This is a genomic window from Pseudomonas zhanjiangensis, from assembly GCF_041027545.1.
Taxonomy (GTDB): Bacteria; Pseudomonadota; Gammaproteobacteria; order Pseudomonadales; family Pseudomonadaceae; genus Aquipseudomonas; species Aquipseudomonas zhanjiangensis.
Genome location: NZ_JBFTEG010000028.1, coordinates 25510 through 36429, shown reverse-complemented (window position 1 = coordinate 36429; position 10920 = coordinate 25510). Strand labels below are relative to the sequence as shown.

The 10920-nt window shown below is 58.8% G+C and carries 11 protein-coding genes and 2 tRNA genes; 3 read left to right on the top strand and 10 right to left on the bottom strand.

Going from position 1 to position 10920, the window contains the following annotated elements; all coding sequences use genetic code 11:
* The first annotated feature begins 346 nt into the window (after positions 1 to 346).
* On the top strand, positions 347 to 640 hold the full coding sequence (locus AB5S05_RS20915) for a transposase (RefSeq protein WP_369289450.1): 294 nt from the start codon (positions 347 to 349) through the stop codon (positions 638 to 640).
* Positions 637 to 1503 (top strand): IS3 family transposase, encoded by an 867-nt coding sequence (locus tag AB5S05_RS20910; RefSeq protein WP_369289449.1) that lies wholly within the window; start codon positions 637 to 639, stop codon positions 1501 to 1503. Before AB5S05_RS20915 ends, AB5S05_RS20910 begins: the two co-directional genes overlap by 4 nt.
* A 153-nt stretch (positions 1504 to 1656) precedes the next feature.
* Here AB5S05_RS20910 and AB5S05_RS20905 read toward each other — a convergent pair.
* The 10 genes from AB5S05_RS20905 to AB5S05_RS20860 all read right to left on the bottom strand — a co-directional run bounded on the left by AB5S05_RS20905 (position 1657) and on the right by AB5S05_RS20860 (position 9427).
* Positions 1657 to 1733 (bottom strand) — tRNA-Pro (locus tag AB5S05_RS20905).
* Positions 1734 to 1814: 81 nt separating this feature from the next.
* A complete protein-coding gene (locus AB5S05_RS20900; protein ID WP_369289448.1) occupies positions 1815 to 2180 on the bottom strand; it encodes a MerR family transcriptional regulator in 366 nt (121 codons plus the stop codon).
* Positions 2161 to 2463: an integration host factor subunit alpha gene (gene ihfA, locus AB5S05_RS20895; protein WP_003243414.1), complete on the bottom strand. Its 303-nt coding sequence runs from the start codon at positions 2461 to 2463 to the stop codon at positions 2161 to 2163. The genes AB5S05_RS20900 and ihfA overlap by 20 nt, the downstream gene beginning before the upstream one ends.
* A gap of 3 nt (positions 2464 to 2466) precedes the next feature.
* The gene (pheT, locus tag AB5S05_RS20890; protein WP_369289447.1) at positions 2467 to 4845 is read right to left on the bottom strand and encodes a phenylalanine--tRNA ligase subunit beta; all 2379 of its coding nucleotides are present in this window, start codon (positions 4843 to 4845) and stop codon (positions 2467 to 2469) included.
* A gap of 39 nt (positions 4846 to 4884) precedes the next feature.
* Positions 4885 to 5901, bottom strand: coding sequence for a phenylalanine--tRNA ligase subunit alpha (gene pheS / locus AB5S05_RS20885; RefSeq protein WP_369289446.1), 1017 nt, complete (start codon positions 5899 to 5901; stop codon positions 4885 to 4887).
* 95 nt (positions 5902 to 5996) lie between these two features.
* The gene (rplT, locus tag AB5S05_RS20880) at positions 5997 to 6353 is read right to left on the bottom strand and encodes a 50S ribosomal protein L20 (protein ID WP_090505586.1); all 357 of its coding nucleotides are present in this window, start codon (positions 6351 to 6353) and stop codon (positions 5997 to 5999) included.
* 25 nt (positions 6354 to 6378) lie between these two features.
* On the bottom strand, positions 6379 to 6573 hold the full coding sequence (rpmI, locus tag AB5S05_RS20875; RefSeq protein WP_042552869.1) for a 50S ribosomal protein L35: 195 nt from the start codon (positions 6571 to 6573) through the stop codon (positions 6379 to 6381).
* Between the two features lie 60 nt (positions 6574 to 6633).
* On the bottom strand, positions 6634 to 7185 hold the full coding sequence (gene infC, locus AB5S05_RS20870) for a translation initiation factor IF-3 (protein ID WP_369289452.1): 552 nt from the start codon (positions 7183 to 7185) through the stop codon (positions 6634 to 6636).
* Positions 7185 to 9107 carry a threonine--tRNA ligase gene (thrS, locus tag AB5S05_RS20865; RefSeq protein ID WP_369289451.1) on the bottom strand — a complete coding sequence of 641 codons (1923 nt, stop codon included), beginning with the start codon at positions 9105 to 9107 and terminating at the stop codon, positions 7185 to 7187. The genes infC and thrS overlap by 1 nt, the downstream gene beginning before the upstream one ends.
* A gap of 243 nt (positions 9108 to 9350) precedes the next feature.
* Positions 9351 to 9427, bottom strand: a tRNA-Val gene (locus AB5S05_RS20860).
* A gap of 185 nt (positions 9428 to 9612) precedes the next feature.
* Here AB5S05_RS20860 and AB5S05_RS20855 point away from each other — a divergent pair.
* The gene (locus AB5S05_RS20855; RefSeq protein WP_369289445.1) at positions 9613 to 10896 is read left to right on the top strand and encodes an NAD(P)/FAD-dependent oxidoreductase; all 1284 of its coding nucleotides are present in this window, start codon (positions 9613 to 9615) and stop codon (positions 10894 to 10896) included.
* The last annotated feature ends 24 nt before the right edge of the window (positions 10897 to 10920 follow it).

Below are 10920 nucleotides of genomic sequence, written 5' to 3'. Positions count from 1 at the left end.
TCCTCGTCAGCGGGAGGCGAATTCTACAGCGTTTCAATCCGCTGTCAACCGCCCTTTTCATCCGCTTTCGATCACCTCGATCGAAGCGCCAACAGGATCAAACCACCACCCCGTCAGCCCGGCGCATCCTACACAGCTTTTCACTGCTTCAACAGCTCTTTTCTAACATAACCAATTGATCTACAAAAGGTTTTCCGAAAGGCCTGCGCCGGAAGTGGTGCGCATTATAGGCACCACAAGGAAGCGGTCAAGCTTTTAATTGGAAAGCCCCCACATGCGAACTGGTCTGTCCCGGTCTGAGTGGACACTGACTTAAGGTGGATAATGTCCACCGCAAGGAGTGTTCATGACCCAAATCCGACGACGTTTTCCCGAATCTTTCAAACGCGATGCGGTAGATCAGGTACTTGCCGGTACGCCGCTTCGTCATGTAGCCGAGACACTGGGTATCGCTGAAAGCCTGCTGGGCAAATGGAAGCGCCAGTACGAACAGCAAGGCGACGATGCTTTTCCAGGCAATGGCAAGCAGCGCGGTGAGAGCGCCGAGCTTCGTCGCCTACGCCAGCAGCTGGCCCAGGTCACCATGGAGCGCGATGTTTTAAAAAAGGCGCTCGCCATCTTCTCGCAGCCTACGAAGTGAGGTTCCGCGCCATCGAGGCGTTGGCCGGTCGCTATCCCGTAGCACCGATGTGCCGGCTGCTGCGGGTGTCACGCAGCGGTTTCTATGCCTGGCAGCAGCGGCCTCCATCGGCGAGAGAGATGGCTAATCGGCACCTGAGCAAGGAAATCCGTACCATCCACCATGAGGTGAATGGGATCTATGGCCATCGCCGCATCAGGGCTGAGCTGGCGGCCATGGGGCATGCGTGCGGTCGGCACCGGGTCGCTCGACTGATGCGCGAAGCCGGCCTGCGGGTTCGTTCGCGCAAGCGCTGGCGGCTGGTTGCCAGCAGTCGTCACGATCTCCCCATTGCTCCGAATCACCTGGATCGCCAGTTCGTTTCGGATCGCGCCAATCGGCACTGGGTCTCCGACATGACCTATGTGCGGACTGCGCAGGGCTGGTTGTATCTGGCTGTCGTGCTCGATCTCTATTCGCGTGCCGTCGTCGGTTGGGCGATGCACCACCGCATGCATCAGGCCTTGGTACACGCCGCGCTGGAGATGGCCGTTGCACGCCGACAGCCGCAAGAAGAGGTGCTGCTGCACTCGGATCGTGGCAACCAATACTGCGCGTACGACTACCAAACCTTGCTTCGGCGGCATCGCATAGTGCCCAGCCACTCGCGGCGGGGAAACTGCTGGGACAACGCGGCGATGGAGAGTTTCTTCCGTTCACTTAAGGCTGAGCGGGTGTACCTGACGCGATATGCCAGCTACCAGGAGGCAAAAATCGACCTGTTCGACTACATCCGCTTTTACAATCACCGCCGTCGCCACTCGACGTTGGGCTATCTCAGCCCGATGGAATTTGAGCAGCGTTATCCGAGCAGTAGCTCTTAACTACCTGTCCACCAGTTCCGGGACAGACCAGTGACGGATATCCGACCAACGATTGGTGGGGCAAAAAGTGGGGCAAAATTCTGAAGCACGCAAAAAACATCAGGCATAAAAAAATCCAACCACCGCTAAGTGGTTGGATTTTCTAGGGTATTTTGGTCGGGACGGAGTGATTCGAACACTCGACCCCTTGCACCCCATGCAAGTGCGCTACCGGACTGCGCTACGCCCCGACTAGACGTGAATCTGTTTTCGATCAACCGAAAACGCTGCGAACTATACTATAAGCTTCTGAAATATGGAAACTTTTTTAATTAGCTTCGCTGTTTTTTTAGCACTACCAGAACATCCTCCAGCTCGGTAATCATCTGCTTGATGAGCTGACGATACTGGGTGGTGTCGTCCTTGGCCTCATCTCCGGAGAGGCGCTGCCGCGCCCCGCCTATGGTGAAGCCCTGATCGTACAGCAACGCGCGAATCTGACGAATCATCAGCACGTCCTGGCGCTGATAATAACGCCTATTGCCACGCCGCTTAACCGGATTGAGCTGGGGGAACTCCTGCTCCCAATACCTGAGAACGTGCGGTTTAACCGCACAGAGCTCACTAACCTCGCCGATAGTGAAATACCGTTTACCGGGTATGGTAGGTAGTTCGTCGTTATGACTTGGTTCCAGCATAAGCCTCGACCCTGGCTTTAAGTTTCTGGCCTGGACGGAAAGTCACCACACGGCGAGCCGTGATAGGGATTTCCTCTCCTGTTTTTGGATTACGACCGGGGCGCTGACGCTTATCGCGCAGATCGAAGTTGCCGAACCCCGAGAGCTTGACCTGCTCGTTAAGCTCCAGCGCTTGGCGGATCTCTTCGAAGAACAGTTCCACCAGCTCCTTGGCTTCCCGTTTATTCAGGCCCAGCTCTTCATACAGACGTTCCGCCATTTCAGCTTTCGTCAGAGCCCCCATACGCTACTTCCTTAACGTGGCGTTGAACCTTTGTTCCAGGGAGGTGAGGATGTCCTGTGTAACAGTACTCACCTCATCGTCATTAAGAGTGCGCGATGGATGCTGCCAGGTCAAGCCGACGGCAAGGCTTTTTCTATGCGGATCAATGCCTTTACCGTGATACACGTCAAATAGCCTGAGGTCAGTCAGCCACTCGCCGGCCGCCTCCCGAATGACCGTGAGCAAGGTCTCGGCCGGCACATCGCGATCCACCAGCAGGGCCAGGTCGCGACGCACTTCGGGAAAGCGCGACAACTCATGGAACGTAGGCATGCGCCCATGGCCAATTTCGCTCAACTGCAGCTCGAACATATAGACGGGTTGATCGAGCCCCAGCGCCTTGGCCAACTCCGGATGCATGGCCCCGACAAAGCCTACCAAGCGCCCTTCTCGCTCGATGCGCGCCGTTTGCCCCGGGTGCAAAGCCGCGTGCTCGCCAGGCAAGAAGCTGAAGCTACCCGATGCCCCTGCACTCGCCAGCAAGGCCTCCACATCGGCCTTCACATCATAGAAATCGACGCCATCTCTAGCATGCGCCCAGCCTTCCGGCAGTCGGGCGCCGCAAACGACCCCTGCCAGCATCGGCTCTTGCTTCAAGCTTTCCAGCTGACCGACAAACCGCAGGCCGCTCTCGAACAAGCGCACCCGCGACTGTTGGCGATTGAGGTTGTGCTCCACCGCCTTGACCAGCCCCGGCCAGAGCGATGAACGCATGGCAGCCATGTCGGCGGAAATCGGATTGGCCAGCATCAAGGGCTCGACCCCGGGACTGAATAGCTCGAACACCTTGGGATCAATAAAACTGTAGGTGATCGCCTCTTGATAACCACGCGCGACCAGCAAGCGCCGCAGCACCGGCAATCCGACAGTGGCTTCGGCTTGCGGCTGCGGGGCCAGGCGCGCTTGTGGGTAACGAACCGGCAAGCGGTTGTAACCGTAGAGCCGAGCCAGCTCCTCGATCAGGTCGACCTCAAGGCTGATATCGAAGCGATGACTGGGCACCTCCACTCGCCATTCACCGGCATCACCAGCGACAACCGCCAAGCCCAACGCAGCCAGCAGGCGTTCGATTTGCGCAGCGTCCATCTTCAGGCCCAGCATCTGCTCGATGCGTTCAGCACGCAGGGTCACCGGCGCCACGCTGGGTAACTGCTCCTGGTCAACCACCTCGATGATCGGACCGGCCTCGCCACCTACGATATCCAGCAGCAACTGAGTCGCCCGCTCCATCGCCTCGCGCGCCAAACGCCAGTCGACGCCACGCTCGAAGCGGTGCGACGAGTCGGTGTGCAGGCCATAGGAACGCGCCTTGCCGGCAATAGCGATGGTGTCGAAGAAGGCACTCTCAAGGAACAGATCGCGGGTCTTGTCGCTGACCCCACTGTGCTCGCCCCCCATCACCCCGGCAATCGCCAAGGCACGCTGATGGTCGGCGATCACCAGGGTATCGGCACGCAAGCTGACTTCCTGGCCGTCGAGCAGAACGAGCTTCTCTCCCTCCTCGGCCATACGCACACGGATGCCGCCATTGATCTCGGCAAGATCGAAGGCATGCATCGGCTGGCCCAGTTCGAGCATCACATAGTTGGTCACATCCACGGCCGCATCGATGCTACGTACGTCGGCACGACGCAAGCGTTCAACCATCCACAGCGGCGTCGGCTGGGACAAGTCGACATTGCGCAGCACGCGCCCCAGGTAACGCGGACAGGCTTGTGTCGCCAACACCTCGACCGGACGCACCTCGTCATGACTGGCGGTCACTGCGGCGACATGCGGGCGGCTCACCGGCACGTCGTACAGGGCGCTCACTTCACGCGCCAGACCAGCCAGCGACAGGCAGTCGCCACGGTTCGGGGTCAGGTCGACCTCGATACTGGCATCATCCAGCTCAAGGTACGTGCGAATATCCTGGCCTACGGGCGCATCAGCCGGCAACTCCATCAAGCCGTCGTTGTCTTCGCTGATCTGCAGCTCGGAAGCCGAGCAGAGCATGCCGTTGGACTCGACCCCACGCAGCTTGGCTTTCTTGATCTTGAAGTCGCCCGGCAACTCAGCGCCGATCATGGCGAACGGGATCTTCAGGCCGGGGCGGACATTGGGCGCACCACAGACCACCTGAAAAGTTTCCGCACCACTGCTGACCTGACAGACGCGTAGCTTGTCGGCATCCGGGTGCGGCTCGGTACTCAGCACTTCACCCACCACCACGCCATTGAAAATCCCGGCTGCCGGGGTGACGCTGTCGACTTCCAGGCCAGCCATCGAAAGGCGCGCCACCAGTTCATCACGCGATACCTGCGGATTTACCCAGGTACGCAACCACTGCTCACTGAATTTCATTCTGCTCTCCTAAAACTGATCGGTTACGGTCATGCGGTACTAGCGGAATTGCGCCAGGAATCGCAGGTCGTTATCGAAGAACAGACGTAGGTCGTTGACGCCGTAGCGCAGCATGGCCAAACGCTCGACCCCCATGCCAAAGGCAAAGCCCTGGTATTTTTCGGGATCGATGCCGGACATGCGCAGCACATTCGGGTGCACCATGCCGCAGCCCATGACCTCCAGCCAGCCGGTCTGCTTGCACACCCGGCAGCCCTTGCCGCCGCACATCACGCATTGCATATCGACCTCAGCCGAGGGCTCGGTGAAGGGGAAGAACGAAGGACGGAAGCGCACGCCAAGCGGTTTCTCGAAGAACACCCGGAGAAACTCTTCGATGGTGCCCTTGAGATCGGCAAAGCTGACGCCCTCATCGACCAACAGGCCTTCAACCTGATGAAACATCGGCGAGTGGGTGATATCCGAATCGCAACGATAGACACGGCCCGGGCAGACGATGCGAATCGGTGGCTGCTGCGACTCCATGGTGCGCACCTGTACCGGCGAGGTGTGGGTGCGAAGCAACATGTTCGCGTTGAAATAGAAGGTGTCATGCATCGCCCGTGCCGGGTGATGGCCAGGGATATTGAGCGCCTCGAAGTTGTGGTAGTCGTTCTCTACCTCGGGGCCTTCGGCGATGCCGTAGCCTATCCGCGTAAAGAATTGCTCGACCCGCTCCAGAGTCCGGGTCACTGGATGCAAGCCACCGGAGGTCTGACCGCGACCTGGCAGGGTCACATCGATACGCTCGGCCGCCAGCTTGGCACTCAGGGCAGCCTGCTCGAGGGTGGCCTTGCGCGCATTGAGGGCCTCCTGGACCTGGTCCTTGGCCGCATTGATCAAGGCGCCGGCTTTCGGTCGCTCTTCGGCAGAAAGATTGCCCAGGGTCTTCATCACCTGGGTCAACTCACCCTTCTTGCCCAGATAGTGAACCCGCAGTTGCTCCAGGGCATTCACATCATCGGTATGGCGCACGGCCTCAAGCGCTTGCGAGACCAGCACATCCAGATTTTCCATTTACAGACTCCAGATACGAAATAGGGGAAGAGCTTGAAGGCTCTTCCCCTATTGGTGACGTTTAGCACCGGGCGAGCCCGGTGATTGTCGGGGACTTAAGCCAGGACGGCTTTCGCTTTCTCGACAATCGCAGCAAACGCCGCTTTTTCGTTCACTGCCAGATCAGCCAGAACCTTACGGTCGATCTCGATGGACGCTTTTTTCAGGCCAGCGATAAAACGGCTGTAGGACAGACCATTTACACGCGCACCAGCGTTGATACGAGCGATCCACAGGGCACGGAACTGACGCTTGCGCTGACGGCGGTCGCGGTAGGCGTACTGGCCTGCCTTGATCACAGCCTGCTTGGCAACGCGGAATACGCGCGAACGCGCCCCGTAGTAGCCTTTAGCGAGTTTCAGAATTTTTTTGTGACGCTTGCGAGCGATAACGCCGCGCTTAACACGAGCCATGAGTAATTTCCTCTATCTTGACCGATTAACGAACGCGCAGCATGCGCGCCACTTTTGCCACGTCGGACGGGTGCACCATGGTGCTACCGCGCAGATGACGCTTACGCTTAGTGGACATCTTGGTCAGGATGTGGCTCTTGAAAGCGTGCTTGTGCTTGAAGCCGGTAGCGGTTTTAAGAAAACGCTTGGCCGCACCACTCTTGGTTTTCATCTTTGGCATGTTCGGATACTCCGCATTCAATTGATAAACATAACCGCAAGGCCTGCCGTGCCCTGGTGGTTACTTCTTCTTTTTGGGGGCGATGACCATGATCAGCTGGCGTCCTTCCATCTTTGGATGCTGTTCAACCGAGCCGTATTCGGCGAGGTCAGCTTCGACCCGCTTCAACAGCTCCATGCCCAGCTCCTGATGGGCCATCTCACGGCCACGGAATCGCAAGGATACCTTGGCCCTGTCCCCCTCACTAAGGAAACGTACCAGGTTGCGTAGTTTTACCTGGTAATCCCCTTCCTCCGTCCCTGGACGAAACTTGATTTCTTTGATCTGGACCTGCTTCTGATTCTTCTTCGCCGCAGCGACCTGCTTCTTCTTTTCGAACAGGTGCTTGCCGTAGTCCATGATGCGACATACGGGTGGTACGGCATCGGCAGAAATTTCTACCAGATCCAGCTTGGCTTCTTCAGCCACACGAAGCGCTTCATCAATAGAGACGATGCCAATCTGCTCGCCTTCAGCGCCAATTAACCGAACCTCGCGTGCCGAGATATTCTCGTTGATCGGGGCTTTCGGTGCAGTTCGTTTATCTTGTCTCATTTCACGCTTAATAATGATTACTCCGAATCTTGGCGACCACGCCGGGAAACCGCCTGCGCGAGGAAATCAGCGAATTGAGTGACGGGCATGGAGCCCAGATCAGCACCTTCACGGGTACGCACGGCGACAGTTTGCGTTTCAACCTCCCGATCTCCAATAACCAAGAGATAGGGAACCTTGAGCAAAGTATGCTCGCGGATTTTAAAGCCAATTTTTTCGTTTCTCAAGTCAGACTTGGCACGAAACCCGCTCTGATTGAGCGTATTTTCCACTTCCAGGGCAAAATCGGCCTGCTTGTCGGTGATATTCATCACCACAGCCTGAGTCGGCGCCAACCAGGCGGGAAACGCGCCCTCGTAGTGCTCGATCAGAATGCCGATAAAGCGCTCGAAGGACCCGAGAATCGCACGATGCAGCATCACCGGATGCTTGCGACTGTTGTCCTCGCTGACGAACTCCGCCGCCAAACGCACCGGCAGGTTGAAATCGAGCTGCAGGGTACCACACTGCCAAACCCGACCGAGACAGTCCTTCAAGGAGAATTCGATCTTCGGCCCGTAGAAAGCCCCCTCACCCGGCTGCAGGTCATACGCCAGCCCAGCGCTGTCGAGCGCCGCCGCCAACGCCGCCTCGGCGCGATCCCACAAATCATCGGAACCCACCCGCTTCTCCGGACGAGTCGACAACTTGAGCTGGATGTCGGTGAAGCCGAAATCGGCATAGACCGCCTGGGTCAACTTGATGAAATCGGCCGACTCGGCCTGCATCTGCTCTTCGGTGCAGAAGATGTGCGCATCATCTTGGGTAAAGCCGCGCACGCGCATGATCCCGTGCAATGCACCGGACGGCTCGTTACGGTGGCAGGCACCGAATTCGGCCAGGCGCATCGGCAGCTCGCGGTAGCTCTTCAGCCCCTGATTGAACACCTGCACATGGCACGGGCAGTTCATCGGCTTGATCGCGTAGTCGCGACTTTCCGACTCGGTGGTGAACATGTTCTCGGCGTAGTTGGCCCAGTGCCCCGACTTTTCCCACAGCGAGCGATCGACCACCTGCGGGGTCTTGATCTCCAGGTAGCCATGCTCGCGCTGCACCTTGCGCATGTACTGCTCGAGCACCTGATACAGGGTCCAGCCATTCGGGTGCCAGAACACCATGCCCGGCGCTTCTTCCTGGGTATGGAACAGGTTCAGGCGCTTGCCGATTTTGCGATGGTCGCGCTTCTCGGCTTCTTCGATACGCTGGATATAGGCGGCCAATTGCTTCTTGTCGGCCCAGGCGGTGCCGTAGACGCGCTGCAGCTGCTCGTTCTTGGCATCGCCGCGCCAATAGGCACCGGACAGCTTGGTCAGCTTGAACGACTTGAGAAAGCGGGTGTTCGGCACGTGCGGGCCGCGGCACATGTCGACGTATTCTTCGTGGTAATACAGACCCATGGCCTGCTCGCCCGGCATGTCTTCGACCAGACGCAGCTTGTAATCCTCGCCTCGCGACTTGAACACCTCGATGACCTCGGCCCGCGGCGTCACTTTCTTGATGACGTCGTAGTCCTTCTCGATCAGCTGCTGCATGCGCTGCTCGATCGCCGCCACGTCCTCCATAGTAAAGGGGCGCTCGTAGGCGATGTCGTAGTAGAAGCCCTCATCGATGACCGGGCCGATCACCATCTTCGCCGTCGGATACAGCTGCTTGACCGCATGACCGATCAGGTGCGCACAGGAGTGACGGATGATCTCCAGCCCTTCCTGATCCTTCGGGGTAATGATCTGCAGCGATGCATCGCTCTCGATCAGGTCACAGGCATCGACCAGCTTGCCATCCACCTTGCCAGCGACGGTGGCCTTGGCCAGGCCTGCGCCGATGGACTGAGCCACCTCGGCAACGGATACCGGATGATCGAACGTACGCTGACTGCCGTCGGGAAGAGTAATGATGGGCATGGCGCCTCCTCTCCTAGTGGTGACCTCTACCAAAGGCCACGTGGGTTGGGATGAGCCAGTAAGCGATTCGGCGGCTTGCCTGCCATACGGTGGCAGGGGCTTGCGGGCCATCCGACACCGAACCGGAGTCACTGGAGGTTTGAAACACAGATCCACTAAGCGCTGGGATGCTTCCAGAAAGCCTCTGCCCTGGCAAGCCGCCCAATAAAAAAGGGCCGCCTGGGCGACCCTTTTTATCGAATTTGGTAGGCACAATTGGATTCGAACCAACGACCCCCACCATGTCAAGGTGGTGCTCTAACCAACTGAGCTATGTGCCTTCGATGGGTGCGCATTCTACGGAGGCGCGCATAAGAGTCAACTGTTTTTTTAGCTAACTGCCTGAATAGATGAATTTTTTGCCGCTCAACACAACGTTTAATATTTTGCACGCGGTACTAGCCGGACATTTGCAACTCGGGTAGCATCGGCACATCCGTAAAAAATAAAGAACAGAGGTTGCATAATGGCGCACACTGCCTACCCACAGTCCTATTACGCCGCGTCGGCCAATCCGGTACCGGCTCGCCCGGCACTCCAAGGTGATGTCGAGACCGATGTCTGCGTGATCGGCGCCGGCTACACCGGCCTCTCCACTGCGATCGCCCTGCTCGAGAACGGTTTCAAGGTCTGCATCGTCGAAGCTGCCAAGGTTGGCTTCGGCGCCTCCGGCCGTAACGGTGGCCAGATCGTCAACAGCTACAGCCGTGACATCGACGTCATCGAACGCACGGTTGGCCCCAAGCAGGCGCAGCTGATGGGCCAGATGGCCTTCGAGGGCGGCCGCATCATCCGTGAGCGCATCGCCAAGTACAACATCGACTGCGACCTGAAAAACGGTGGCGTATTCGCCGCCTTCACCAAGAAGCAGATGGGCCACCTCGAGGCGCAGAAGAAGCTCTGGGAGCGCTATGGCCATACCCAGCTGGAAATGCTGGATGAGAAGCGCATCCGCGAAGTCGTCAATACCGAGAACTACATCGGCGGCATGCTCGACATGAGCGGCGGACACATCCACCCGCTCAACCTGGCCCTGGGCGAAGCCGCGGCGGTCGAGTCCCTCGGTGGCGTGATCTACGAGCAATCGCCGGCCACCCGGATCGAGCGCGGCGCCAGCCCGGTGGTGCACACGCCGGACGGCCGCGTCAAAGCCAAGTTCATCGTAGTCGCCGGCAACGCCTACCTCGGCAACCTGGTCCCGGAACTGGCGGCCAAGACCATGCCCTGCGGCAGCCAGGTGATCGCCACCGAGCCGTTGAGCGAGGAAATGGCCAAGAGCCTGCTGCCCAACGATTACTGCGTGGAAGACTGCAACTACCTGCTCGACTACTTCCGCCTGACCGGCGACAAGCGCCTGATCTACGGCGGTGGCGTGGTCTACGGCGCACGCGATCCGGCCAACATCGAAGCCATCATCCGGCCGATGATGCTCAAGACCTTCCCGCAGTTGAAAGACGTGAAGATCGACTTCGCCTGGACCGGCAACTTCCTGCTGACCCTGTCGCGCCTGCCCCAGGTCGGCCGCATCGGCGACAACATCTACTACTCGCAAGGCTGCAGTGGCCACGGTGTGACCTACACCCACCTGGCTGGCAAGGTACTCGGCGAGGCCCTGCGCGGCCAGGCCGAGCGCTTCGATGCATTCTCCAGCCTGCCGCACTACCCGTTCCCGGGCGGCCAGCTGCTGCGCGTCCCCTTCACCGCCATGGGCGCCTGGTACTACGCGCTGCGCGACAAGCTCGGCGTTTAACCCAAGCTGCAAGACGACAACGGC

Coding starts and splice junctions, on each gene's coding strand:
- AB5S05_RS20915 (WP_369289450.1), top strand. CDS start 347: ATGACCCAAATCCGACGACGTTTTCCCGAATCTTTCAAACGCGATGCG.
- AB5S05_RS20900 (WP_369289448.1), bottom strand. CDS start 2,180: ATGCTGGAACCAAGTCATAACGACGAACTACCTACCATACCCGGTAAA.
- ihfA (WP_003243414.1), bottom strand. CDS start 2,463: ATGGGGGCTCTGACGAAAGCTGAAATGGCGGAACGTCTGTATGAAGAG.
- pheT (WP_369289447.1), bottom strand. CDS start 4,845: ATGAAATTCAGTGAGCAGTGGTTGCGTACCTGGGTAAATCCGCAGGTA.
- pheS (WP_369289446.1), bottom strand. CDS start 5,901: ATGGAAAATCTGGATGTGCTGGTCTCGCAAGCGCTTGAGGCCGTGCGC.
- rplT (WP_090505586.1), bottom strand. CDS start 6,353: ATGGCTCGTGTTAAGCGCGGCGTTATCGCTCGCAAGCGTCACAAAAAA.
- rpmI (WP_042552869.1), bottom strand. CDS start 6,573: ATGCCAAAGATGAAAACCAAGAGTGGTGCGGCCAAGCGTTTTCTTAAA.
- thrS (WP_369289451.1), bottom strand. CDS start 9,107: ATGCCCATCATTACTCTTCCCGACGGCAGTCAGCGTACGTTCGATCAT.
- AB5S05_RS20855 (WP_369289445.1), top strand. CDS start 9,613: ATGGCGCACACTGCCTACCCACAGTCCTATTACGCCGCGTCGGCCAAT.